The following is a 24,208-nucleotide window of genomic DNA, read 5'->3' as shown; positions in this document are numbered from 1 at the left end:
CACTACCCCGCGCCGGCCCATGATCGCAGTGCGCGGCAGGGGTAGGGCAAGTCGGTCCCGCGGTGCAGGCGCCCGGTCGTGGACGACGTCACAGCCGTCAGAGCCGTCGCACCAGAGGCTGCAGCACCTCCGCGGAGATCAGCGACCACAGGTCCTTGGGGTCGGTCGGCTCGGCGATGAGGTCGACCTGCCGCAGGAGCCGGCGCGCGTCGGGGTCGGCGAGCACGGCCGCGTGCACGTAGCGCAGGGCGGTCCAGTCCTCGACGGCGAACCCGACGGAGTCGAACACGGTCACCTGGTCGGGGCTGGTGCGCCCGGGGGCGTCGCCGGTGAGGATCTGCCACAGCTCGGTCACCTCGGACGTGGCCGGGAGCTGCTGGATCTCGCCCTCGATCCGCGTCTGCGGCTCGTACTCGACGACGACGGCGGTGCCCGGCGCGGTGAGGATGCCGGCCTCGAGCTCGGTCTTGCCGGGGCAGTCGCCGCCGATGGCGTTGACGTGCACGCCGGGGGCGGCGTCCGCGAGCATGTCGAGGGTCAGCACGGTGGCGTTGCGCTTGTCGGCGGTGCAGGTGGTGACGACGTCGGCGCCCCGGACGGCGTCGGCGGCGCTGGTGGCCTCGTGCACCTCGAAGCCGAGGCTGCGGGCGTTGCGGACCAGCTTCTCGCGCGCCGCGGGGTCGACGTCCCACGCGCGTACGTGGGTGATCCCCAGGGCGGCTCGCATGCCGAGCGCCTGGAACTCCGCCTGCGTGCCGGTGCCGATCAGGGCGAGCGTGCGCGAGTCGGGCCGCGCGAGGGCGCGCGCCGCGAGCGCGGAGGTGGCGGCGGTCCGCAGCGCGGTGAGCAGCGTCATCTCCGCGAGGAACGTCGGGTACCCGTTGTGCACGTCGGCGAGCACACCGAACGCGGTGACGGTCTGGAAGCCTCGCAGCGGGTTCACCGGGTGGCCGTTGACGTACTTGAAGCCGTAGGTGACGCCGTCGGAGGTGGGCATGAGCTCGATGACGCCCTCGTCGGAGTGCGAGGCGACGCGGGGGCGCTTGTCGAGCTCGGGCCAGCGGCGGAAGTCGGCCGCGAGGGCGTCGGTCAGCTCGGCGATGATCCGTTCGGGGCCGCGGGCGGCGATCCAGCGGGCGGCGGCGGGGACGTCCAGCAGGTCGACGGTGGTCATGCTCGGGCCTCCTTCACGACGGGTGCGGCGGGCGCGGTGGCGCGGGCCGGGTCGGGCCGCAGCTCGAGGGTGCAGCACTTGACCGAGCCGCCACCCTTGAGCAGCTCGGACAGGTCGATGCCGACGGGCTCGAAGCCACGGTCGCGCAGGGCGGCGTGCATCCCGGTGGCGCGGTCGGTGAGGAAGACGTGGCGGCCGTCGCTCACCGCGTTGAGGCCGAGCACGGCGGCGTCGGCCTCGGTGGCCTCGACGGCGTCCGGGTACCGCTCGCGCAGCGTCGCCCGGGACTCCGGGGTGAAGGCCTCGGGGAAGTAGGCGATCTCGGCGCGCGTGCCGCCGTCGGGCCCGCCGGTGCTGAGCACGGCGAGGGCCGTGTCGAGGTGGTAGAAGCGCGGGTCGACGAGCTCGAGCGTGAGGACGTCGACGCCGAGCCGCTCGGCGACCTCGGCGTGCGCGGCGCGGGTGGTGCGGAAGCCGGTGCCGGCGAGCATGACCTGGCCGTCCCACAGCAGGTCGCCCTCGCCCTCGTTGCGCTCGGCGGCCTGGCCGAGGCTGACGAGGCCGCGGACCGGGCCGGACTCGCGCAGCCATGCCTCGTACGCGACGCCCTCGGGCCGGCGCTCGGGGAACGTGAAGCGTGCCGCGAGCGCCTTGCCGCCGACGACGACGCCGCCGTTGGCCGCGTAGACCATGTCGGGCAGGCCTGGCTCGGGCGAGATGACGTCGACCGTGTGCCCGCGCGACTCGTACGCCGCTTTGAGCGCCTGCCACTGGACGACGGCGTGGCCGGCGTCGACGGGCACGGTGACGTCCATCCACGGGTTGATCGCGTAGACGACGTCGAAGTGCACGGGGGGGCACATGAGGAAGTGGCGCGGGGTCGCGGTGCGGTCTCGGGCGGTGTGCGTCGCCGTGCCGGGCTCGGGAGGCGCGACGGGCGGTGTGATCAACGTCATGCGGTGACCGTAGGGGGTGCGGCGTTGCCCCCGACGTACTGAATCATGCGCCTGGGATGCCCTTTCTGCATGATTCGCTACCCTTGACGCAACGAATCGCCGCCGACGAGTGGAGAATGCACCGTGGACGAGACCAACCGCCGGATCGTGGGACACCTGCTGCGCGACGGGCGGGCGTCCTACGCGGAGATCGGCGAGACCGTGGGGCTCTCCGCGCCCGCCGTGAAGCGGCGCGTCGACCGCATGCAGGCGCGCGGGGAGATCTCCGGGTTCACCGTCCGCGTCTCGCCGGAGCAGCTCGGCTGGCGCATCGAGGCGTACGTCGAGATCTTCTGCCGCGGCAACATCTCCCCAGCCGCCCTGGAGCGCGACTTCGGCCCGATCCCCGAGGTGGTCCGCGTGGACACCGTCACCGGCGAGGCCGACGCGCTGGTGCAGATCATGGCGGACTCCATGGCGGACGTGGAACGCATCGTCGAGTCGTTCCGGGTCGGCGCGCGCGTCGACAAGACCCGCACGGCGATCGTCATGTCCCGGGTGATCGACCGCCCGGCCCGTGCCGACGCGGGGTCGGTGTGACGGTCGGTCGTCGCGGCCGCGCCGCCAGGGTGCTGGCCACGTCCGTCGTGGTCGTGGCGGTCTCGGCATGCGGCTCGGCGGGCGAGCCGCCGGACGCTCCGTCGAGGACGCCGTCGGCCCCGGCGACCACCGCGACCGTGCCCGACGACGTCACCTCGAGCCTGCGGGTCGAGGTCCGCCAGGATCGCACCCAGTACGCCGAGGGCACCGCCAAGCTGCACGTGACCAACGGCTCGGCCGCGACGCTGACGCTCCTGTCCGGGAGCATGGGGGCCGACGGGTTCGGGCCGAGCGGCCCGGACGGCGCCCAGCAGCCCGCGACGCTGCGGCCGGGGGCGGCGCGGGACGTCCGGATCACCCTCGGCGACGTGGACTGCGCGTCCGCACCACCGGCGTCGGGCACCCCCGGGGACGACGGCGAGGGCACCGTGCCGGTGCGCGTGACGGTCGCGCTCGGTGAGGCCGCTGCGTCGGGACCGCCGAGGGAGGTGGCGCTGACCGCGACGGACCCGCACGGGCGCCTCGCCGCCGTCCACACCCAGGAGTGCGCCCGGCGGCTCGTGGCGTCCGGGGCGTCGCTGAACGTGCTGCCGGACCTGGCGACCGAGCGGCGCGGCGGCGAGCTGGTGCTCCTGCTGCGCGTCCGGGTCGAGCCGGTACCCGGCGGCCCGCGGGTCGCGGGTCGCGGTGGAGCGGATCACGGGCACCACGCTCATGGCCCCGGCCGACGGTTCGGAGGCGTGGACGGGCGACGCCGTGGAGCCGGACGGCGCCGGCGACGTGGTCCTCGACGTCGTCCCGCAGCGGTGCGACCCGCACGCCGTGGCCGAGGACAAGCGCGGCACGTTCACACCGGTCCTGACCACCGTGGACGGCGTCGCGCAGCCGCCGGTCTACCTCCCGCTGCCCGAGGAGGCTCGGGCAGCGTTCTTCGACTACGTCAGCGCCGCCTGCGACTGGGACTGAACGGGCGCCCGGCCCCTCCCCCCACCTGGCCGGTCGAGGAAGGCTGCCGGGCGCCCGGTCCGGAATCAGTCGGTGAGGCGCCAGGGGCCCCACGGCGAGTCGCCGGGCTCCTGGTTCCGCGTCCACCACTGCGCCTCGAAGGTGGCGCCGTCGTGCTCGACGACGTCACCGGCGGTGAAGACCCGCGAGGGCGTCCACACCGCCGTGCCGTCCGCCATCGTCGCGATCTCCTGCCACGAGCCCCACGGCGAGGCCCCCGGGGTCTCCGTGGTCCACCACATGGCCTCGTGGACCGCACCGTCGTAGGTGACCTGGTCGCCCGCGGTGTAGACCTCGCCGCGCACCCACTCCGGCGGGCCCGAGGCCTCCACCTCCCCGACGACGACCTCGGTGCCCGTGGCCGCACCGACCAGCGTCAGCGTGCCGGCCTGCCCGTCGGGCAGGGTGAGCTCGACCGACGCGGTCCCGACCTCGTCGAACGGCTCGGTGCCCACGGTGCTGTCGACGGCGAACCGGCCGAGCTCCTGCCCGTCGAGCTCGACGACCAGCTCGTCGTCCGTGACGTCGGCCGGGGCGGACATGGACCAGGACGACACCTCGAACGCCGTCGGCGCACCGGCCTCGAGCGCCTCGTTCACGCTGAACGACACCCCGACGGCGCGCTGGCTCGGGTCGACCCCGAGCGGCTCGTCCACGGCGTGCTCCGCCATGTAGTCGACGAACGCCGTCAGGTCGACCTTGCCGGTGTCCCGCGCGTCGGCGCCGTCGGCGAAGACGTGGAAGTTGTCCCCGCCGGTGGCCAGGAACGAGTTCACCGTCACCGAGTAGGAGGCATCGAGGTCGATCGCCTCGCCGTCGAGCCACATCCCCGTGATCCGGTCGCCCTCCGCGAGCGCCGGGTCATAGGTGTAGGTGAAGCCCTCGGAGGCCCCGAGCCGCAGGAACGGCCGCGACGGGACGTCGCCGGAGGCGTCGCGCTGCCACTGCTGCTCGAGCGCCGTCTTGACCTGCTCGCCCGTGAGCCGCATGTTGACCAGCGTGTTGGCGAACGGCTGCACCACGGCGGCCTGCTGGTAGGTCAGGGTGCGCGGCAGCTCCGCCTCCGGGTCACCGGTCAGGTCGGCCCGCAGGCCGCCCGGGTTCATGAACGCGATCTCCGCGGAACCGGCCTCCTCGGTCGCGGTGGCCCAGCGCTGCACCTCGGCGACGAGGTTGCCCAGGGTGGACTCGCCGCCACGGTTCTCGACGAGGACGTCCTCGCCGGTCTCGGCGTCGACGCCCCAGCGCTGCGCGCGGTGGTGGACGCCGGAGACCTCGCCGAGCGGCTCGGCACCGAGCTCGGCGGCGACGTCCTCGGCCTCGTCGACGATCTGCTGCACCTCGGGGTCGGCCGGGTAGTTGCCGAGCAGCGGCAGCACGTCGGTCTCCAGGCCGAGGATCTCGCCCGTGCCCGGGTCGACGGTGTAGACGAGCTGGTTGAGGTTCACGCCGTACTGCCCGGCGGAGACGACGGGCCGCTCCGTCACGGCCCGCCCGGCCCAGTCGGCGACGGGGACCCGGCAGTCGTACTCGAGGTGGGTGTGGCCCGAGACGATCGCATCGACGTCGCCGTCGAGCCCGGTGACGACGTCGCCGAACGCGCCGTCGGTCACGCTCGCGCAGTCGTTCGACGTGGCGCCCTCGTGGACGAGCACGACGACGACGTCGACACCCTCCGCGCGCAGGGCGTCCGCCTCGGCGTTCGCCGCCTCGACGATGTCGGTGACCTCGATGTCCTCGATGCCGGCGGGGCTGACGAGGAACGGCAGGTCCTCGGTCACGGCGCCGACGAAGCCGATCTCGACGCCGTCCTGGGTCGAGATGTACGAGGCGGGGACGGCGTCGTCGCCGGTGGCCCGCATCTTGAGGTTCGCGGCGACGTACTCCCACTCGGCACCGCCGAACGGGTTGGTCTCGGGGTCGAAGTCGCCGAGGACGCGGTCGACCAGGTCGTGGTACCCGCCGTCGAGCTCGTGGTTGCCGACCGCCGAGACGTCGAGGCCCGCGGCGTTGAGGGCGTCGATGGTCGGCTTGTCCTGCTGGATGAACGACTCGAACGTCGAGGCGCCGATGAGGTCGCCCGCCGCCGCGAAGACCGTGTTCGGGTTCTCCCCGCGCAGCTCCTGCACCGCGCCGGCGAGCACCGCCGCACCGGCGGAGCCGCCGAACGTGTCCTCGAGGATGCGGCCGTGGAAGTCGTTCGTGGCAAGGATCTGGATGTCGACAGGGTCGGCGGCCTGGGCTGGCAGCGCGCCGACGGTGGCGACACCCGCGAGCGCGAGGCCGAGCGTCGTGGCTCCGGCCACCTGCTTGCGCATGGTGTGCATGTGTGATTTCTCCCACTGATCGAGATGGATGAAATCACACTAGCCAGCGCCGCCCCCGCGCGGGCACCGGGCGGGTAACGATCGGGGAAACTACGGGCGACGCTCCGGGGACCCGGGGATCTGCGCCGGCTCCGAGAGGTGCCCGGTGCGCCGCAGCCACCACTCGACGACCACCGTGGTGAGCGGCGGGACGGCGGCCGCGAGCGCCACGAACGTGCGCCACAGCCCCCAGCGGTGCTTGAGGGCGACGATCAGCGCGACGACGACGTAGGCCACGAACGCCCCGCCGTGCAGCCGCCCGAACAGCCACACCCCCGCCTCGGTGGTCTCCGTGACGTACTTGAGGACCATCCCGACGATCAGGCCGGCCCAGGTGAAGGCCTCGATCCAGGCGACGACGGCGTAGAGCCGGCCGAGCCCGGAGAGCTGCGGCTTGGCGCCGGGTCGTGCCGTGGCGGTGCGGTCCGCGGGGGTGAGGGTGTCGGGCGCGGGCATGCGGGGGTCCTTCCGGGACGGGCGGGGTCGTCCGGTCCAACGCCTCGCCCGCCGTCCGGGTTCCCGCGGATCGGTGCTGCTCGGTGCTGCTCAGCGCTGCGCCGCGGGCCGCACGACGATCTCGTTGACGTCCACGTCGGCCGGTTGCTCGATCGCGAAGCCGACGGCGCGGGCCACGGCGTCCGGCGGGATGCTGGCCGCGCGGTAGGCCTCCATGGCGGCCGACGCGGTCGGGTCGGTGATGTGGCCCGCCAGCTCGCTCTCCACGACGCCGGGCGAGATCGTCGTCACCCGGATGCTCGGGTCGGACTCCTGGCGCAGGCCCTCGGTGAGCGCCCAGGCGGCGTACTTGGTGGCGGAGTAGACGGCCGACGTCGGGACGACCTCGTGGGCGCCGATCGACGCCACGGTCACGACGTGGCCGCCGCCCTGCGCGCGGAAGTGCGGCAGGACGGCCGCGATGCCGTGGAGCAGGCCGCGGAGGTTGACGTCGAGCATGCGGTCCCACTCGTCGACCAGCAGGGCGTCGAGCCGGGAGAGCAGCATGACGCCGGCGTTGCCGACGAGCACGTCGAGGCGCCCGTGCTCCGCCACGACGGCGTCCACCACGGCGGTGACCGCGTCGCGGTCGCTCACGTCGAGCTCGCGGGCCTCGGCACTGTGTCCGGCGTCGCGGAGCTCGCCGACGGCGGCCCGGAGGCGGTCGACCCGGCGAGCGGTCAGGATCACGTGATGGCCCTCGGCGGCGAGCCGGCGGGCGGTCGCCTCGCCGATCCCGCTGCTCGCGCCGGTGACCAGGACTGTGCGGGGTGTAGTGCTGTGTGTCATGACATCGACCCTGCGCGCCGGGTCGCGGTCCGAGGAAGGCCGCCCCGCGCCTGGGAGCGGCGCACCCTCCCTCGCGAGTCCGCCGCGACCTAGCATCGGGACCATGGCCTCGACACCGCTCGGCGACTTCCTCCGCGGCCGGCGCGCCCGCGTGACCCCCCGCGAGGCCGGGGTGCCGGTCGTGGGGGTGCGCCGCGTGCCAGGTCTGCGGCGCGAGGAGGTCGCGATGCTGGCCGGGATGAGCGTCGACTACTACGTCCGGCTCGAGCAGGGCCGGGAACGCCATCCGTCGGCGCAGGTGCTGGACGCGCTGAGCCAGGTGCTGCAGCTCGACGACGACGCCCGCCTGCACCTGTACCGGATCGCCGGTCTTGCCCCCGCACCGGGGCGGGTGACGCTGCCCGAGCAGATCGACGCCGGGCTGGCCGACCTGCTGGACCGGTGGCCGGACACTCCCGCGCTCGTCGTCGGCCGCGCCTACGACGTGCTGGCCACCAACGCCCTGGCCGGCGCGCTGTTCGACGGCTTCGACGACGGCGTGAACCTGGTCCTCACGGTGTTCCTCGATCCCGCGGCACGCACGTTCTACCCGGACTGGGACGAGGTGGCGAGCTCGACGGTCGCGGGCTTCCGGCTCCTGCACGGAGCCTTCCCCCACGACCCCCGGATCCGCGAGGTGCTGCGCACCGTGACCGCGCAGAGCACCGAGTTCGCCGACCGGTGGGCACGCCACGACGCGCGCGGCAAGGGGCACGGCAGCAAGCGGTTCCACCACCCGGACGTCGGCGGGCTCACGCTGCGGATGCAGACCTTCGACGTCCCTTCGAGCCCCGGTCAGCAGCTCGTGGTCTACCACGCCCACGACGGGTCGAGCTCGGCGGCCCTGCGGTTGCTGGGGTCGCTCGCCGCCACCCGCGGCGCCTCGGAGGTCTCGGCCCTGCCGGGCCGGCCGCCGTCGGACCGTCTGCCATGATCGACCGGTGAGCGAGCGCAGGGGACGACGCCGGTGGTGGGCCCTGGGTGCCCTGGGCGCGGGCGTACTGGCGGTCGCCGTCGTGGCCGCCCTGGTCTGGGAGGGCGTCCTGTGGCCGAACCGGCTCGCCACGGACGACTACGACGTCCGCGGGGTGGACGTGTCCGCCTACCAGGGTGAGATCGACTGGCCGGTGCTGGCCGGTCAGGACCTCGACTTCGCGTTCATCAAGGCGACCGAGGGGTCGAGCCACGTGGACGAGCGGTTCGCCGCGAACTGGGCCGGCGCGCGGGAGACGGACCTCCTGGTGGGCGCCTACCACTTCCTCAGCTTCGAGAGCCCGGGCGAGGACCAGGCGGCGCACCTGATCGGGCAGGTGCCGGCGACCACGGGTGCCCTGGCGCCGGTCGTGGACGTCGAGTACTACGGCGACTTCGCAGCGGACCCCCCGTCGGTGACCGAGCTGCGCGGCATCCTCGACCCGATGCTCGAGGCGCTCGAGGCGCACTACGGCGCCCCGCCGACCATCTACACGACCCAGGAGATGCGAGAGGTCTACCTGGGCGCGGAGTACGACCGTTACCCCTTGTGGATCCGGTCGGTCGTGCTCTCCCCGGAGGTGCCCCGGCAGGAGTGGGAGTTCTGGCAGTACTCCGACCGCGACACCCTGCACGGCTACGCGGGCGAGGAGGAGCACATCGACATGAACGTGTTCGACGGCACTCTCGAGGACCTGCGCGCCATGACCCTCCCCGGCAACGGTTCCGCGAAGTAGAGCCTCGTGTCGTCGAGAAGTGCGCGGGGTGCTCTTCCGGAGTACCGGAGGCTCTACCTCGCGGTGCCGGTCGGTGTGCCGAGCGCGGCCGCCAGCTCCGCCGTCGTCGTCACGGGGCGGTCGCAGACGAACCCGCGGCACACGTAGGCGGCCGGCCCGCCGGCCACGAGGGGTCGGTCCGCGAGCAGCGGCACGCCGTCGGCGTCCGGCGGTCCGTGCACGACGACGGCGCCCGCGGCGGGCGTGCGACGTGCGGTGCGCGCGAGGTCGGCCGCACCGGGGCCGCTGCCCACCACCGCGACCTGCAGAGGCCCGGCGGCCAGGGCCTCGGCCGCGGCGAGCGCCCAGCCGGCGAACCGCGGAGCCTGGCGGGCGAGCGCCCCGGACGCAGCCACGGCGGACTCCGCAGCCCCGCGGTGCCGCGCCGAACCGGTCAGTGCCGCGTACGTCACGAGCGCCGCGGCGAGGGCCGACTGCCCGGACGGCTCGGGCCCGTCGCTGGGATCGCGCGGGCGCACCACGAGCCGCTCCGCGTCGTCGGCCACGTCGTAGAAGCCGCCCTGCCCGGAGGCGTCGGCGAAGTGCTCCAGCGCGACGTCGAGCACGTCACCGGCGGCGGTGAGCCAGCGGGCCTCGCCGGTGGCCTGGTGCAGCGCGAGCAGACCCTCGGCGAGGTCACCGTGGTCGGCCGCCACCCCGGCCGGCGTGCCGACGACGCCGTCCCGCGAGGCACGCCGCAGCCGCCCGTCGACGACGTGCCGGTCGAGCAGCAGCTCCGCGCACCGGCGTGCGGCGGCCACCCAGTCGTCCCGCTCGAACAGTGCTCCCGCGTCGGCCAGCGCCGCGACCGCCAGGCCGTTCCACGCGGTGACGACCTTGTCGTCGCGGGCGGGCTGAGGGCGCGCGTCCCGGGCGGCCAGCAGCCGGGCACGCACCGGACCCCACCACGCGGGCTCCGGATCCTCGGGCAGCTGCAACGTCGAGGACCCGTGCTCGAAGGTCCCCGCCTCGGTGACCGCGAGGACCTCGGCGGCCCGCGTGCCGTCGTCGTCCCCGAGCACGTCACGGAGCTGTGCGGGCGTCCAGGCGTAGGTCAGGCCCTCGGTCCCGTCGGTGTCGGCGTCGAGCGCGGAGGCGAACCCGCCCTCGGGCGTGCGCAGGTCGCGCAGGAGGAACTCCGCGGTCTCGCGCACCACCCGCTCGGCGAGCGGCGCGCCGGTCGCCCGACACAGGTGCGCGTACACGCGCAGCAGCTGGGCGTTGTCGTAGAGCATCTTCTCGAAGTGCGGCACCACCCAGCGCGCGTCCACGGAGTAGCGCGCGAACCCGCCGCCGAGCTGGTCGTAGATCCCGCCGCGCGCCATCGCCTCGCACGTGCGCTCGACCAGGGCCGACGCCGCGGCGTCGCCGGTGCGGGCGTGGTGGCGCAGCAGGTGCTCGAGCGTCATCGAGGGCGGGAACTTCGGCGCCCCGCCGAACCCGCCGTGCACCCGGTCCGCGTCGCGCGCGACGGCGGACACCGCTCCGGCGAGCGCCTCGTCGTCCAGCGGCGCCCCCGGCAGCGGCCCGGTCGTCCGGGCGATCGCCTCCGTCACGGCGGAACCGTGCTGCACGACGGCGTCACGCCGGTCGGTCCAGGCGTCGCGGACCGCGCCGAGCACCCCGAGGAAGTGCTCGCGAGGGAAGTAGGTGCCGCAGTGGAACGCCTCGCCGTCCGGGGTGAGGAACGCCGTCATGGGCCAGCCGCCCTGGCCGGTCAGGGCCTGCGTGGCGGTCATGTAGACCGCGTCGACGTCGGGGCGCTCCTCCCGGTCCACCTTGATCGGTACGAACGCGTCGTTGATCACCTGCGCGACGCCGTCGTCCTCGAAGGACTCGTGCGCCATGACGTGGCACCAGTGGCACGCGGCGTACCCGACGGAGAGCAGCACCGGCACGCCGCGTCGGCGGGCCTCGGCGAAGGCGTCCTCGCCCCACTGCCACCAGTCGACGGGGTTGTCCGCGTGCTGGCGCAGGTACGGGGAGGTGGCGGTGCGCAAGCGGTCGGCCATGCCCACCAGCCTGGCACAGCCCTGGCACGGCTACTTCGACGATCGGTCGCGGATCGCATGAGACGGCCCGGCTTCCGCGTGCGGATCGCCGCGCGACGGGAGAGGATGTCCGCCGTACCGTGCGACATTTGTGGCGACCCTCCGGACCCCCTGGCCGCTGCCACTTCGCAAAAGGGCGGGAGCGCTCCCGGAAATGGCTCTTCCGCGCGAACTTCCCGTACCGGGCACAGAGCGTCCGCGCGGTGTCCGGCGCCGAGCCGGGCACGCTGACGGGTCAGCGACGACGACGCGAGCGTCGACGGGAGGGCCGGTGCGGGTCCCACCGGCCCTCGGCCAGGTCCCGCAGCGTGAGCAGCTGCTTGCGCATCATCAGCAGATCTCCCCACGCGAGCAGCGTCCGGCGGAGCGAACCCAGCGGGCCGCCGCCTCCGGCGAGCCGGAGCACGGCGACGAGCCGGCTGCCGTCCCCGTCCGGGCGGACGGCGTACGTGACCCTGACCTGGCCGAACAGCGCCAGCCCGGGCCCCTGGTGCAGGCGGAGCGACAGATCCGACCCGGGTTCGACGTGCTCGGCGGTGAAGATCGTCATCACCCGCTGACCGACCGCCAGCGGCGGCAGGTCGGACCGCAGCCGGCGTGGGCTGCGGCGTCCGAGGTTGTCCGCCCAGTCATAGCTGTAGGGAGCGACCCGCAGGTTGCCCAGCCAGGACCACACCGCCTCCGGGGCCGCGTCGACCGAGACGGCCCGGAGCAGCCGGACGTCCTGCGGGGCGGACAGGCCGTCGCACGCATATCGGTCCGCCCTCTCGGCTGCCGAGGCGCCCCAGCTCCACGGGGTGCGGGAAAGTTTGGCCGCAGGATCGTTGGAGCGTCCTCGGATGGTTCGCACGATCGCAGGATACAATCTTCATGCCAATCGGATAGGCGCGAATCTGGGGTTATGTAGTCACTCGCGGGGAGAATAATGAATACGGATCAATCGCTCGCAGCGCCCCCTCCGGTGATCTCGGACGACGACGATCTCCGGCGTCTGCGGCAGAAGACGATCGAGCTGTCGCAGGAGATCGACCGCGCCTGCGCACGCGTCGACGACTCGCCGCTGCGGACGACCTGCGTCCGGGAGCTGGACGCGCTGGCGATCGAGGAGATCGCCGGCGCGACGTCATCGATCGTCATGGTGGCCACCGTCTCGCTGGCCGCCACCGAGTCGCGTGTCGCGATCGCCCGCGAGCTCCTGTCGGCCGCCGCCCGCGGCGTCCACGTGACGCTCCTGCTGAGCCCGCACGACCTCAAGCGCCCCAGCACCGTGGCGACCCTGGACACCATGCGGCGCTGCGGCATCCACGTACGGATCGCGATGCACGCGCCGTCGATCACCCTGCTCGTCGTGGACCGCCGGGTCGCGCTCGTGCGTCCCGTCGACACCGACGAGCTCGGCGTCGTCCTGAAAGGGGCACACGTCTGCTCCGCCTTCGCCCAGCTCGCCCTCGCCTACTGGAGCCGGAGCTACGCCCCCAAGGGCGCCGCGTCCGACACCCCGCCCGCCTGGCTCACCGCGCATCAGCGCCGGCAGGTGCTGGCGCTCCTCGTCTCCGGGGACACCGACGCCGTCGCGGCACGCACGCTCGGCGTGTCCCTGCGGACGTTCCGCCGCTACGTCCGCCAGCTCATGGACGAGCTCGGGGCAAGCTCCCGCTTCGAGGCCGGGTTCCTGGCCGCCGAACGTGGATGGCACACCCCCCTCGCGGTCTCCCGGCGGTGAGGCGGCGGAGCGTCCGACGGCGGTGATCTCCACGGGGAGGGAGTCGAGGCCGCGCACCACGTTGTTGAGGTGACGCCGCGGCGCGCCGCAGGTGAAGGTGTCGACCTGACGGGCGAACGCGCGCAGGACCGCGTGCGCCTCCAGGCGCGCCAGCCCGCTGCCCACGCAGTTGTGCACACCGTGCCCGAGCGCCAGGTGGTCCCGGGGGTCCCGTTCGATGTCGAACCGGTCCGGGTCCTCGTACTTCCTCTCGTCACGGCAGGCGGACGCGTAGGAGAGCAGGACGCGGTCGCCGGCAGGCACGTGCACCGCACCGATCTTCACGTCCCGCACCACCGTCCTGGTCATCATCTGCACCGGCGGGTCGTGGCGAAGGACCTCACGCACCGCCCTCGGGACCCACCGGTCCGGGTCCGCACGCAGAAGCTGCCACTGCTCCGGGTGTGCACCGAGCCGGTGGAGGGCGTTGCTCACCGAGTTGATCGTCGTGTCGATGCCTGCCACCAGATAGGTCGAGACGAGACCGGCTGCGGTCGCCCGGTCGATCTCGCCCGCGTCGACGGCGGCGTAGAACGTCTCGCCGGCCCCGCCGGGCAGCAGGAACGGGGGCACGGCGACGGTCGACAGGTAGCGCAGGAGCTCGTGATACTGCGGGAACGCTCGCAGGGTGCGCTCGTTGATCGGGCCGAAGCTGTTGATCCCCGCGTCGGCCAGCCGCAGGACCTCTCCCCGGTCCTGGAGCGGGAGACCCAGGAACGCGCACACGACGCTGAGCGGGAACACCCGCGCGAGGTCGGTCACCGCGTCGAACCGGCCTCGCGCCACGAGGCCGGCCACCAGTCGTGCGGCCTCGTCGTCGACCTGACCCTGCACGGCACGCAGGCGCGGCGTGTTCAGGTCGCGCATGAGGATCTCGCGCAGCAGCCTGTGCCGCTCACCCTCCGAGGTGAGGATCGCGGTGCCTTGCGACAGCCGGTTGAACTCTGTCGAGACCCCGACACCGAGATGTGCCGAGAAGGTCCCCGGGTCCGCCAGGCACGCCTTCACGTCCACGTACCGCCCGACGAACCACACGTCGTGCCGGGGCAGGTGCACCGCCGGGCCGAGTCCGCGCAGCTCGCGCAGCACCGGGTAGGGGTCCTGGAGGACCGCGTCGCTGAAGAGGTCGACGTCGGACGGCGCCAGGACGGTCATCTCGCCGGTTCCCACGACTCGAGGAACCCCTCCAAGGTGGCGCGGTACGCCTCCGGGTCCCGTTTGACGCAGTCCAGGTGGGCGCCGTCGAGCACCACGCAGCGCGCCTGGTCGTAGAGGGCGGCCACGGCCTGAACCTGGTCCGCCGACACCATCGCGTCGTCGGCCCCGACGATGAACAGCATCGGGGTGCGGTCGAGCGAGCCCTGGGACGCGGGGGGCGGCCACTCGGCGTCGAGCAGCTCGACCGCCCGAGCAGCGCACGCCGCCACGACCTCACGACCCCAGGGCGTGCCCAGCAACCACGGTGGCAGAGGCAGCGCCCCGGCCTCGGCGAACCCGCCGAGCAGGTGCGCGATGTCGGCGACCGGGCCACTGTCGCACACCACCGCGCCGATCCCCGCGGTGTCCCGCAACGCGTAGACGCTCGGGAACGAGCTGAAGGAGAACCCGTACGCCAGCACCGGCCCGTCGTCCTGGAAGCGTTCGCTCGCGAACGTCGCCGCGGCCTGGATGTCCAGGGTGAAACGGTCGGCCATCCCCGGTCGGACGGCGTCCCGGCCGGACCGGCCGTGGTTGCGGTGGTCGTACATGACGACGCCGTAGCCGGCCTCGTGCAGCAGCGCCGCCTGGCGCAGGCTGGCGGACTTCGTCAGCCCGATCCCGTGCCCGACGATCGCAGTCCCGGAGCTCGCCCGCGTCGGCGGTTCGAGCACCCACAGGTGCAGGTCGACGCCGTCGGCCGTCCGCCGGACCGACTCCGAGAACTCCAGCCCGAGGTCCGTCGGCCGGCGGTGGTGCCCCCGGCGCGGGGGTGAGTAGAGCCGCGTCGCGATCGTCCGGCCGACACGACGTGCCAGGGGCCATGCCATCAGCCGCACCCCCCGGCGTGGTCGCCGCCGAGGTCCGGCACGCGGACGCCGGCAGCGAAGGCCTCCGCACCCGAGGGCGGGGCGACGCCGTCGTGCGCGGCAGCGGCGAGACCGAGCCGGTCGATCCCCCAGTAGGGCTCCCGCCCGACGACGACCATCGGGACGCCGAAGACTCCGTGCCGTTGGACCTGCTCCAGCTCCTCACCCGCCCACGACCGCACCTGCGGGTCGTCGGCGGCGTCGGCGATGGCCGGGTCCAGACCCACCCGCCGGGCGCACCCTGCCACGACCGACCGGTCCAGGATGTCCTCGGCCCGTTCCCAGCGCGCGGCGGTGAGGTCGACGGCGAACGCTCGGCCCAGGGCTGGGTCTTGCCGCAGGGCTGCGACCACCGGCAGGCTCGGGACCTCCCACCGGGGGTCCCGGTCCACCGGCCAGGTCGGTGCGAGGCCCAGCCCGGCCGCGCACCGCCGGACGTCCCGCAGGATGTAGAGGTGCTTGGCCCGCGACATGGCGACGTACGGGAACTCCAGGCGGCGGTCCCGCACCTGGTCGGCCATGGCCTCACCCGGCTCGAAGAAGACTCGCAGCTCGGCGTCCTGCCACAGTCGCGGCCAGTGCCGTTCGGCGAGGCGCACGGCGAGCCAGCTGTACGGGCTGCGCAGCGACAGGTACCAGCTCGGGGCCGCGCTCACAGCGAGAGCCCGCCGTCGACGCCGAGGACCTGTCCCGTGATGTACGCCGCACGGTCGGACAGCAGGAAGGCGGTCGTGTCCGCCACCTCGTCCGCGGTCCCGAACCGCCCGGAGGGGATGTTCTTGCGCACCTGGTCGCGCATCTTCTCGGTCAGGACCGCCGTCATGTCCGTCTCGATGAAGCCCGGTGCGACGACGTTCACCCGCACCCCCCGGGGTGCGAGCTCCTTGGAGAGCGAGCGGCCGAGGCCGATGATCCCCGCCTTGCTGGCCGAGTAGTTGGTCTGGCCGGCGTTGCCGTACACGCCGGCCACCGAGCTGAGCAGGACGATCGCGCCCTGCCGGCGCTTCATGAAGGAGTACGCGACGGAACGGCACGCCGTGAACGTGCCGTTGAGGTTGATGTCGACCACCTGCCCCCACTCGTCCTCCGACATGAGCGCCAACGGCCGGTCCCGCGTGATGCCGGCCGAGCAGACGAGCGCCTCGATCGGGCCGAGCTCGGTCTCGACCCGATCGACGAAGCCCTGGGTCTGGTCGAGGGACGTGGCGTCCACGGCCGCTGCGAGACATCTCTGCCCGGCGGCCTCCACACCGGCGGCGATCTTCTCGGCCTCCTCGTGCCGGCTGGCGTAGGTGAACGCCACGTCGTGGCCGTCGGCAGCGAGCCGCAGGGCGACGGCTGCGCCGATACCGCGCGATCCTCCGGTGACGAGAGCAACGGGGTCGGTCATCGATCCACCTCCTGGTGTCGGGTCTGGTCAGGGTCCGGCAAGGAGGACGCCGGCCGGCGTCCGATGGTCAGCTGGCCGACCTCGAGCACGTGCTGGTCGTCGCACCGGCTGCTCCCGGCGAGCACGGCCGCTCCGCCCGCGTCGGCCACCAGGCGCACCTCGTGCACGAGCGTCGCGGACGGTCGAGGAGCGGCGCCGAACCGGACGTCGCGCGCTCCGCCGAACAGCAGCACGGAGCCGGTCCGGACGTCCGGCGTCGGGTCGTCCCACGTCGTGAGCATGGCGGCCGCCTGCGCCCACGACTCGAGCACGAGCGGCCACGGGAGCTGCTCCGCACCGCCCGCGTCGACCACTCCGCCCGCCCCGGCCGTCACGGTGTAGGTCGCCGTGAGGGAGACCGTCGGTTCGACCGACTCGACGCGGTCCAGCAGCAGCATGGGCGGGCGGTGCGGCAGCACCTGCTCCGGCCGCGGGTGCTCACCGGCGCCCGCAGAGGGCACGGCGGCGGGTACCGCCGCGCCCAGCGGCTCCGGCTCCCGGCCCTGCCCCCTGACCTCGAGGTCGACGACGACGATGACGGCGCCGTCCTCGTGGGACAGCGTGTAGCGCGGGAGGCCGCGCCGCTCGGTGCGCTCGAGGAGGATCCGCTGGCCGGGGAACACGGGCTCTCGGAACCGGACCGAACGCACGCCGGCCCACCGGTCCCCCAGCTCGAGCACCTCCCGGTGGCGCGCCTCCGCCGCCGCCGCGATCTCCACGAGGAACACCCCCGGGACGATGGGATAGCCGGGGTAGTGGCCGCTCAGGGCCGGGGTGCCCACGGGCAGCACGGCCGAGAACCGGACCGTGCCGGGACCCGCCGCCGCCTCGCAGGACAGGTGCGCGCCCGCGAGGCGGGTGGCCGCGGGCCGGACGTCGGCCGTCAGCTCGGCGGTCCGAGCAGCTCCGGCCGTCACGAGGCCGTCTTCAGCTCGTCGCTCAGCAGGTCGTAGGCGGCCTGCAGGGAGGTGACCTCGGGCAGCCTCTCCTCCTTGAGCTTCACCTTGTACCGACGCTCCAGCACCATCGTCACCTCGAGCGCCATCAGCGAGTCCACGTCGAGGTCGTCCACGAAGCTCGCGTCGTCCGTCACGTCCTCCACGTCCTGATCGATCGTGTCCGCGACGAGATTCCGGAGCTCTTCCTTGTCGAGCACAGCCGCCATGACTTCCTCCTGGTGGGGTGGTGGTGAGAAGACGCCCGGGCGGGCGCCGTCGAGCTGGTGAAAGGGCAGCGGTCCGGCGGACCGCGCCACGACGTGGACAAGATCAGCGGGCGCGCGCTGGTGCACGACCGACGCGTGGTGGACCGGCCCGAGACCGGCGGTGATCCCGGTGCGCCGCAGCGCCGTCGGCCGCCCGTCGAGCTCCAGGACCTCGTCGCGGAACGCGATCCGGCGCAACGGCAGGGCGAACCCCACGCCGAGCGCCTTGAGCGCCGACTCCAGGGCGCACCAGCGTTCGATGACGGCGCAGGACTCGTCGTCCGGGCCACCGAGGCCGACCATGCGCAGACGTTCGGCAAGGGCCTCGCGCTCCCGCAGCGGACGGCACGTCTCGACGTCGACCCCCACGGGCCGGGTCGACGCCGCCGCCGCGACGACCGCCCGCGAGTGCGCCCACGAGACCCACACGCGCTCGCCGGCCTGGCTGCCCAGCGGGCGACGGCCCGTCCGCGAGCGCAGCTGCACCGGGGCCAGGCTGCCGGTCAGGGTGCGGACGGCCCGCACGGCCATCGCCCGAGCCGCCGCGGCCTCGGTGCCGGGCTCGACGTCCGTCCCGCACGTCAGCACGACGGTCCGGTCCCTCACGGTGCGTCCTGCGGAAGGCGCACGAGCGCGACGTGGACGGCGCCCTCCCGGTCGGTGCCGGAGATCAGGGCACAGTCCTGCGGCGCGTCCGCGCCGGCGGCCCGGAGGGCGGCGAGCGCCGCCTGGAGCTGCACGAGCCCGGACGCGGAGCCGACGTCACCGGTGTGCGCGGCGGCGTCGACCACGGAGACCGTCCGGAACTCTTCCGCGCCGAGGAGGCGTGCCGCGGCGCGCGTCTCGGCGGAGTCGGGGCCGGCATCGCCGGGTGCGACGACGCGGACGTGGGGACGGTTCGCGGCGGTCGGCTCCGACCCGCCCAGGACACGCTCGAAGAGCTGGTGCAGCACGGACTCGGTCGACTCCGGGTCGATCGCCAGTGCCGAGTCCAGGCCGAGGATCTCGCCGACCGGCTCCTCGCCGGCACCTCGCGGCTCGACGAGCACGGCCGCGGCCCCCTCCCCGAGCGTCGTGCTCCCTCCCCACACCTGCTCGAGCCGGGCGCGGGCGGTCGACAGCTCCTCGCTCGCCCCGACGATCATCCGCCGCGCATGGCCGCTGTGCAGCAGCCGCACGGCGTAGGCGAGAGCGGTGAACGAGCCGACGTGCCCCGTCGTGACCGTCGCGTTGGGGCCCTGGATCCGGTAGCGGATGGCGCACTGGCCGGCGGCGAAGTTCATCACCGTGTTGGGGAATCGTGCCGGGTCGACGTGGAACGGGCGGACGCCGGTGAACGAGTCCCTCGTGAAGTCCATCGTCGACTGGATGCTGCCCATGGTGGTCGCGAGGACGATGCCGACGTCGGGCAGGTCCGGCGTCTCGTCCCCCGGTCCGGCGTCCATCCCGGGCAGGCGCCCCACCGCGTGCATCGCGAGCCCGGCTGCCCGGTCCAGGGTGCGGGTGCCCTTGCGCCCGAGGTCACGCCTGATGTCGAAGTCGACGCCGCTCCCCCGGGCCGTCCCGTGCCCGCCGGGCGCGAGCAGGTCGGCAGGTTCTTGCTGGTTGAGCACGAGGCTCGCAGCCGTGATCTCGGCCAGTGGTGTGTGCATGCCGTGCCTCCTAGGCGTACCAGACGTGGTCGTGGGTGGTGAGCGCCTCGAGCACCCGCTGGGGCGACGCGACCTCGAAAAGCTCGGCGACGGCCTCGGTGACGCCGTGCTGCTCTGTCGCTCGCGCGTCCGCGAGGACCGTCAGGTCGCGCGCCGCGGCGAGGAGGCTCTGCGCACCCGCAAGGGCTCCCGGCACGTGCTCGTCAGGGGCGGCCGGGGCAGCCACCGCCGCGGCGCCGAGCAGGACGCCCTGACCGGTCAGCAGGATCGACGCCCTGCCGAACTGGAGCGCTGCGACCCGTGCGAGGTGCACGGAGTCGGCGAACTGCCGTTCCAGCGCACCACGGAACGGTCGGTCGACGATGACGAGGACGGACGGCATCACAGCCTCCCGACCGTGATCGTCCGGCCAGCTGCGCCGACGAACCGGGGGTAGAACATCGCGGGCCGGGTCCGGACCCCGTCGATGTGCTCCGTCGCGCCCCGCTCGTGGCTGCAGAAGTGGCACACCGCCCAGTCCAGCCGTCCCGGGTGCCGCGCGAGCAGCTCCTCGACGAACAGGGCGCTCGTCGGGTAGTCGACGTCACGGGCGAAGACGTTCCGGGGCTTGTCACGTTCGAGGCCCGACTGGCTGATCAGGGTCGCGTTGCCGCACGCCCACACGCCCACGGCAGCGCCCTGGTCGAGCATCGCCGAGGCGAGCGAGAGGGCCGTACCGAGGGCGTCGGACTCGTGCGGAGAGCCCAGCAGGGTGACCAGGATGTCGCGAGACCTCATCGCCACACCACCCGCGTCCGTCCGTCGAGAGCACGTGCGGCGATGTCGTGGTGGGTGAGCCGCGCCGCGGGGGCGACCCGGTCGCGCAGGCCGCGCCGCACGAGCGCGGCGTCGTCGAAGAGCACCTCGACCCCGCACTCGCGCAGAGCGTCCGCGCGTCCGTGCACCGCGTCGACGACGAAGTCGTCGGTGGCCACCGCCACCACCGGGTGCCCGGACCGCGCCAGGAGCTCGGGCAGCGGCTCGGCGCCGGCCTGCTCGGGACTGCTGAGGAGGAACAACCACGGCGTCATGTCGTGACCGCCCTCGCCTCGTGGTCGACGCCGTCACGCAGGTGCTCGTCGAGGAAGCCCACGACGTGCTCGACGTAGCCGGACGGGTCCGCCGACAGCGCACCGAGGTGCGCGGCCCGGGGCAGCACCCAGGTGCGGACGTCCTCCAGGTGGGGGGTCATCGCCGTCACCTCGTCGGCGGGCAGGAGCCGGTCGCGCCCGCCCGCGACGAGGAGCACCGGCAGGCGGCAGCCGGACCGCGGCCACCGCCGCACCGCCAGGATGCCCGCGGCGACTGCCGGCGCGACCCTGCCGACGATGCGACGGGCCGCCGGTGTCGAGATCCGCTCGTCGCGCCAGGCGAGGGCCGCCGCGAACCGGGCGATGGCACGCCGGATGTCGACGACCGGCCCGCTGTCGCAGACCACCGCGCGGAGCCCGAGGTGCTCGGCGCTCGTCGTGGCGGCAGCGCACACCGCGGGCCAGGTGGAGAACGACATCGAGAGGCATCCGAGCGTCCCGCTCACGCGCGGGTCGCTGCGCAGCTGGCCCAGGGCGTCGAGCAGGTCCGAGGTGTAGCGCGAGGACATCCCGGTCACGCTGCGGCAGCGTCCGCTCTCGCCGTGGTTGCGCATGTCGACGGTCAGCACGTGGAACCCCGCACGGTGCAGGAGCTCGACGTGCGCGAGGGTCTCCGAGCGCGACCGTCCCACGCCGTGCTGGACCAGCACCGCGTCCGGACCGGTCCCCTCGACGAACCAGCCCTGGATGTCCAGGCGGTCGCGATGCGTGCGCCAGCTCCAGCTCTCGAACTCGAGGCCACGCGCGTCGGGGGTCTCCTGCAGCGGACGCGGCGCCGGGTGGTACACCTGCCAGGCGACGCCGACGCCGAACCAGACGGCCCGCACGGCCGCTGCCGCTTCGCGCCACAGGCCTGTCGTTCGCCCCGTCGCGCCGGTCGGCCGGCTCACGTCGTCAGACCTTCGCCACCGTCGGCCGCGATGACGTTGCCCGTCATCCAGCTGCTGCGGGTCGCCACCAGGGCCGACACGACCTCGGCGACGTCGTCGGGCGTCGTGAGCCGCTCGTGCGGGTTCGCCGCCCGGGCGACGGCGGCCAGCCGGTCGCTGCCGGGGATGCGGTCGAACGACGGCGTGATGGTCACCCCGGCGCGGACCGCGTTCACGGCCACCCCGCAGGGCGCCGCCTCGACCGCGAGCTGGCGGACGTGCGCGAGCAGCGCCGCCTTGGCCGCGGAGACAGCACCGTAGGACGCGCTGACGCGCGAGTCACCGGCGCTGGTCATGGCGAGGACGTGGCTGCCACGGCCGAGCAGACCCGCGTCGAGCAGCTCACGGGTCCACCAGACGAGCGAGTGCGCCATCACCTCCAGCGTCATGGTCATCTGGCGGGGCGTGAGGAGGGTGGCGTCCTCCCGGCTCTCACCGGGCCGGGACAGGTAGGGCAGCAGCGTGCCGAAGGCCAGCGAGTGGAACAGCAGCCCGACCCGCACCGGGCCTGCGGACGCGAGGTCGCTCACGATCTCCGCGCACGTCGTGTGCGACGCCGCGTTGGCGTTGACGAACCGGACCTCGACCCCGGTCGCCTCCAGGTCCCGGACGACGCCGGCCGCCTCCTCGGCGCGCACGGCGGTGTCCAGGTGGACGCCCAGGATCGACATGCCGTCGGCTGCGAGCCGACGAGCCACGGCCGCACCCATGCCGCTGGACGCTCCGAGGACGACGGCCCACTCGCCCGTCCGGGTGCCCTGCGCCGGGCGGGACCGCGGCCGGGTCTCCACGTCTGCTGTGCTCATGGGGTCATGCTCCTGACGGGATCGGATTCGTGGGTACTGACCGGTGAGTGCTCGACGACGACGCCGGTGGCGGCCCCCGACGGGTCGGCGACGACGACGGCGAGGTCGTCGCCGTCCCGGACGGCCTCGACCAGCCGCAGAGCACCTGCCAACGGGCCCGGGCCGTCGGACGACGATCCGCCCGGCTCGACGACCAGCACCGGGACGGATGCGGTCGGCTCGAGGTTCGCCCGCACCAGGCGTGCGGCGCTCGCCGGGTCTCCGGCCACGAACGCCGAGGCGGTGCGCACGTGCCCGCCGGCCCCGCCGGTGCGCAGCTGCAGCGCGATCGCGCCGCACTCCGTCGGCCTGCCACGGCTCTGCCCGCCGTCGGGCACCTCGACGGCCACCACGGTCGCCTCGTCGACACGGCCCAACGCCAGCGCCCGCCGCGCACAGGCGATCGCGTCCAGCACCGCGGTGCCCGTGCTGGTCACGGTGACGGACGGGCCGGTGGCGCCCAGGTCGTTCGCCGCGCGGGAGGGCACCAGGTTCACCGAGAAGTACGGCGCCCCGGTCGGCGGGAGCGACTCGGTCCCCTCGGAGAGGATCCGGCCGTCCAGGTCCGCCAGGCAGTGCGAGGCGGCCGTGCTGGAGCCGAGCCACAGCCCGAGCCGGTCCCCGGCGGTGGACTCCGCCGTCGACCCGTCCGGAGGACTCAGCCGGCGCACCGCCGCGAGGGCGAGCTGCGCGGGCAGGGGAAGCTGCCGATACCCGCGGCGGCCGAGGTGCTCCCGGACGTCGAACCACGCGCCGTCGGACGGTATCCGGGGTGCCTCCGGAGCGTCCTCGGGCAGGCAGACGGAGTGTGCGACCACTGTGACGCTCATGGGACCCCCTGGAAGACGAGGGTGGCGTTGTTGCCACCGAAGGCGTACGCGTTGACCACGGCCGCCCCGGCGACCGGAGACGGGACGTCGTGCAGGTATCCCGTCATCTGCGGCATGAGCTCCCCGACGTCGCAGTTCGCCGGGACCTTGCCCTCACGCAGGCACAGCACGGCCATCACGGCGGCGAGCGCACCGGCGCCACCGCCCGTGTGCCCGATGAGTGCCTTCGCGCTGTAGACGGGTGGCGCGTCCGCCGGCTCCGGCCAGAGGTCGCGCAGCAGCTCGGCCTCGACCTGGTCGTTCAACGTGGTCCCCGTGCCGTGCGGGACGACCAGCCCGATTCCCTCCGGGGCGAGGCCCGCCTCCTCGAGCGCGACGCTGAACGCGCGCCGCGCCTGCACGCCGTCCGCCGCCGGTGCGGTCGCGTGCCCGGCGTCGCAGCTGAATCCTGCGCCGCCGAGCAGCACGTCACCGGCCGCTCCGGCGGCCGCACCGTCCGTCCGGTCGAGGACGAGGGCGCCCGCACCCTCCCCGAAGGCCGTCCCCGCCCGGTCCACGGCGAAGGGGCGGCAGCGCTCGGGGTCCAGCGCCGCCATCTGGTTGAAGCACCCGAGAGCCACCCTCGAGTAGGCCTCGACCCCGACGACGACGACCCGGTCGCACTCGCCCGTCGCGATCAGGTCGGCGGCGTGGCCGACGGCGTAGGCACCCGCGGCGCACGCGTTGGCGACGTTGAGGACGGGCCCCTGGAGCCCCAGCTCGGTCGCCACGTCGGCGGCGATGCCGTACAGCTCCGGCGCCTCCTCGGCCGCGCCCTCCCGGACGCGCTCCGACTCGCCGCTGTTGCCCATGCACGACCCGACGACCAGCCCGGTGCGTCCCGGTCGCGGTCCAGGGCCGGCGTCGCGCACCGCCTCGGCTGCCGCCCGGACGGCCAGCCGCCCCGCGCGCGAGCGACCCGGACCGTCGAACGACCGGTCACGCTCGGACGTGCTGCCCGCGACGAGGTGGATCAGCCGCACCGGTCCGTCCATGTGCGCGTCACCGATCTCCACCGGTGCCACCACGGCATCGGTCATCCCGTCCCACACCTCGGCGACCGTGCTGCCGGCATGGCACACGGCGCCGATCCCGCTGACCTTGGCGAGGGGCATCGTGC

Annotated in this window: 26 protein-coding genes; 4 read left to right on the top strand and 22 right to left on the bottom strand. The window is 73.9% G+C overall.

The window, feature by feature from the left end; translation table 11 throughout:
* Window positions 1-97: 97 nt before the first annotated feature.
* Both ocd and ddaH read right to left on the bottom strand, forming a co-directional pair.
* The gene (gene ocd, locus ACH5HR_RS07385) at window positions 98-1,174 is read right to left on the bottom strand and encodes an ornithine cyclodeaminase (RefSeq protein WP_416477115.1); all 1,077 of its coding nucleotides are present in this window, start codon (window positions 1,172-1,174) and stop codon (window positions 98-100) included.
* Window positions 1,171-2,130 (bottom strand): dimethylargininase, encoded by a 960-nt coding sequence (ddaH, locus tag ACH5HR_RS07380; protein WP_416477113.1) that lies wholly within the window; start codon window positions 2,128-2,130, stop codon window positions 1,171-1,173. The genes ocd and ddaH overlap by 4 nt, the downstream gene beginning before the upstream one ends.
* A gap of 123 nt (window positions 2,131-2,253) precedes the next feature.
* On the opposite strand from ddaH, the gene ACH5HR_RS07375 reads away from it, so the two are divergent.
* Together ACH5HR_RS07375 and ACH5HR_RS07370 are read left to right on the top strand one after the other, a co-directional pair.
* Complete coding sequence (locus ACH5HR_RS07375; protein ID WP_402376631.1) at window positions 2,254-2,709, top strand: Lrp/AsnC family transcriptional regulator; 456 nt, start codon at window positions 2,254-2,256, stop codon at window positions 2,707-2,709.
* 687 nt (window positions 2,710-3,396) lie between these two features.
* Entirely contained in the window at window positions 3,397-3,675 is a 279-nt protein-coding gene (locus tag ACH5HR_RS07370; protein WP_416477111.1) for a hypothetical protein, read from the top strand.
* A gap of 65 nt (window positions 3,676-3,740) precedes the next feature.
* Here ACH5HR_RS07370 and ACH5HR_RS07365 read toward each other — a convergent pair whose 3' ends face one another.
* The 3 genes from ACH5HR_RS07365 to ACH5HR_RS07355 all read right to left on the bottom strand — a co-directional run bounded on the left by ACH5HR_RS07365 (window position 3,741) and on the right by ACH5HR_RS07355 (window position 7,364).
* Window positions 3,741-6,041, bottom strand: a complete 2,301-nt coding sequence (locus tag ACH5HR_RS07365; RefSeq protein ID WP_416477110.1) for a 5'-nucleotidase C-terminal domain-containing protein — start codon at window positions 6,039-6,041, stop codon at window positions 3,741-3,743.
* A gap of 90 nt (window positions 6,042-6,131) precedes the next feature.
* The gene (locus tag ACH5HR_RS07360) at window positions 6,132-6,536 is read right to left on the bottom strand and encodes a DUF3817 domain-containing protein (protein WP_402376637.1); all 405 of its coding nucleotides are present in this window, start codon (window positions 6,534-6,536) and stop codon (window positions 6,132-6,134) included.
* Window positions 6,537-6,626: 90 nt separating this feature from the next.
* A complete protein-coding gene (locus ACH5HR_RS07355; protein WP_402376640.1) occupies window positions 6,627-7,364 on the bottom strand; it encodes an SDR family oxidoreductase in 738 nt (245 codons plus the stop codon).
* Window positions 7,365-7,467: 103 nt separating this feature from the next.
* On the opposite strand from ACH5HR_RS07355, the gene ACH5HR_RS07350 reads away from it, so the two are divergent.
* Both ACH5HR_RS07350 and ACH5HR_RS07345 read left to right on the top strand, forming a co-directional pair.
* Window positions 7,468-8,337 (top strand): helix-turn-helix transcriptional regulator, encoded by an 870-nt coding sequence (locus tag ACH5HR_RS07350; protein WP_416477108.1) that lies wholly within the window; start codon window positions 7,468-7,470, stop codon window positions 8,335-8,337.
* 7 nt (window positions 8,338-8,344) lie between these two features.
* Window positions 8,345-9,112 (top strand): GH25 family lysozyme, encoded by a 768-nt coding sequence (locus ACH5HR_RS07345; protein WP_416477107.1) that lies wholly within the window; start codon window positions 8,345-8,347, stop codon window positions 9,110-9,112.
* Between the two features lie 53 nt (window positions 9,113-9,165).
* Here the strand turns inward: ACH5HR_RS07345 and ACH5HR_RS07340 are convergent, their stop codons facing one another.
* From ACH5HR_RS07340 to ACH5HR_RS07260, 17 genes are all read right to left on the bottom strand, one after another.
* Complete coding sequence (locus tag ACH5HR_RS07340; RefSeq protein WP_416477105.1) at window positions 9,166-11,163, bottom strand: thioredoxin domain-containing protein; 1,998 nt, start codon at window positions 11,161-11,163, stop codon at window positions 9,166-9,168.
* Window positions 11,164-11,437: 274 nt separating this feature from the next.
* Window positions 11,438-12,052 (bottom strand): SRPBCC family protein, encoded by a 615-nt coding sequence (locus ACH5HR_RS07335; protein ID WP_402376651.1) that lies wholly within the window; start codon window positions 12,050-12,052, stop codon window positions 11,438-11,440.
* A gap of 86 nt (window positions 12,053-12,138) precedes the next feature.
* A complete protein-coding gene (locus ACH5HR_RS07330; protein WP_402376654.1) occupies window positions 12,139-12,339 on the bottom strand; it encodes a hypothetical protein in 201 nt (66 codons plus the stop codon).
* The gene (locus ACH5HR_RS07325; RefSeq protein WP_416477103.1) at window positions 12,326-14,134 is read right to left on the bottom strand and encodes a cytochrome P450; all 1,809 of its coding nucleotides are present in this window, start codon (window positions 14,132-14,134) and stop codon (window positions 12,326-12,328) included. Before ACH5HR_RS07325 ends, ACH5HR_RS07330 begins: the two co-directional genes overlap by 14 nt.
* Window positions 14,116-14,991, bottom strand: a complete 876-nt coding sequence (locus ACH5HR_RS07320; RefSeq protein ID WP_402376660.1) for an alpha/beta hydrolase — start codon at window positions 14,989-14,991, stop codon at window positions 14,116-14,118. Before ACH5HR_RS07320 ends, ACH5HR_RS07325 begins: the two co-directional genes overlap by 19 nt.
* Complete coding sequence (locus ACH5HR_RS07315; RefSeq protein ID WP_402376662.1) at window positions 14,991-15,686, bottom strand: DsbA family protein; 696 nt, start codon at window positions 15,684-15,686, stop codon at window positions 14,991-14,993. The genes ACH5HR_RS07320 and ACH5HR_RS07315 overlap by 1 nt, the downstream gene beginning before the upstream one ends.
* The gene (gene fabG / locus ACH5HR_RS07310) at window positions 15,683-16,420 is read right to left on the bottom strand and encodes a 3-oxoacyl-[acyl-carrier-protein] reductase (protein WP_402376665.1); all 738 of its coding nucleotides are present in this window, start codon (window positions 16,418-16,420) and stop codon (window positions 15,683-15,685) included. Before fabG ends, ACH5HR_RS07315 begins: the two co-directional genes overlap by 4 nt.
* The gene (locus ACH5HR_RS07305) at window positions 16,417-17,376 is read right to left on the bottom strand and encodes an ApeP family dehydratase (protein WP_416477100.1); all 960 of its coding nucleotides are present in this window, start codon (window positions 17,374-17,376) and stop codon (window positions 16,417-16,419) included. The genes fabG and ACH5HR_RS07305 overlap by 4 nt, the downstream gene beginning before the upstream one ends.
* The gene (locus tag ACH5HR_RS07300) at window positions 17,373-18,269 is read right to left on the bottom strand and encodes a phosphopantetheine-binding protein (RefSeq protein WP_402376671.1); all 897 of its coding nucleotides are present in this window, start codon (window positions 18,267-18,269) and stop codon (window positions 17,373-17,375) included. The genes ACH5HR_RS07305 and ACH5HR_RS07300 overlap by 4 nt, the downstream gene beginning before the upstream one ends.
* Entirely contained in the window at window positions 18,266-19,315 is a 1,050-nt protein-coding gene (locus ACH5HR_RS07295; protein WP_402376672.1) for a beta-ketoacyl synthase N-terminal-like domain-containing protein, read from the bottom strand. The genes ACH5HR_RS07300 and ACH5HR_RS07295 overlap by 4 nt, the downstream gene beginning before the upstream one ends.
* 10 nt (window positions 19,316-19,325) lie before the next feature.
* Window positions 19,326-19,697 (bottom strand): hypothetical protein, encoded by a 372-nt coding sequence (locus ACH5HR_RS07290; RefSeq protein ID WP_402376674.1) that lies wholly within the window; start codon window positions 19,695-19,697, stop codon window positions 19,326-19,328.
* Window positions 19,697-20,092 (bottom strand): hypothetical protein, encoded by a 396-nt coding sequence (locus ACH5HR_RS07285; RefSeq protein WP_402376676.1) that lies wholly within the window; start codon window positions 20,090-20,092, stop codon window positions 19,697-19,699. The genes ACH5HR_RS07290 and ACH5HR_RS07285 overlap by 1 nt, the downstream gene beginning before the upstream one ends.
* Entirely contained in the window at window positions 20,089-20,385 is a 297-nt protein-coding gene (locus ACH5HR_RS07280) for a hypothetical protein (protein WP_416477097.1), read from the bottom strand. The genes ACH5HR_RS07285 and ACH5HR_RS07280 overlap by 4 nt, the downstream gene beginning before the upstream one ends.
* The gene (locus ACH5HR_RS07275; RefSeq protein ID WP_402376680.1) at window positions 20,382-21,335 is read right to left on the bottom strand and encodes an alpha/beta hydrolase family protein; all 954 of its coding nucleotides are present in this window, start codon (window positions 21,333-21,335) and stop codon (window positions 20,382-20,384) included. Before ACH5HR_RS07275 ends, ACH5HR_RS07280 begins: the two co-directional genes overlap by 4 nt.
* Window positions 21,332-22,180 carry an SDR family oxidoreductase gene (locus tag ACH5HR_RS07270; RefSeq protein ID WP_416477094.1) on the bottom strand — a complete coding sequence of 283 codons (849 nt, stop codon included), beginning with the start codon at window positions 22,178-22,180 and terminating at the stop codon, window positions 21,332-21,334. The genes ACH5HR_RS07275 and ACH5HR_RS07270 overlap by 4 nt, the downstream gene beginning before the upstream one ends.
* A complete protein-coding gene (locus tag ACH5HR_RS07265; RefSeq protein ID WP_416477092.1) occupies window positions 22,177-23,049 on the bottom strand; it encodes a beta-ketoacyl synthase N-terminal-like domain-containing protein in 873 nt (290 codons plus the stop codon). The genes ACH5HR_RS07270 and ACH5HR_RS07265 overlap by 4 nt, the downstream gene beginning before the upstream one ends.
* Complete coding sequence (locus tag ACH5HR_RS07260; RefSeq protein ID WP_402376685.1) at window positions 23,046-24,203, bottom strand: beta-ketoacyl synthase N-terminal-like domain-containing protein; 1,158 nt, start codon at window positions 24,201-24,203, stop codon at window positions 23,046-23,048. The genes ACH5HR_RS07265 and ACH5HR_RS07260 overlap by 4 nt, the downstream gene beginning before the upstream one ends.
* Window positions 24,204-24,208 lie beyond the last annotated feature (5 nt).

This window comes from Isoptericola maris (assembly GCF_048065335.1).
GTDB lineage: Bacteria > Actinomycetota > Actinomycetes > Actinomycetales > Cellulomonadaceae > Isoptericola > Isoptericola rhizosphaerae.
This window is presented reverse-complemented; position numbering and strand designations above follow the sequence as displayed.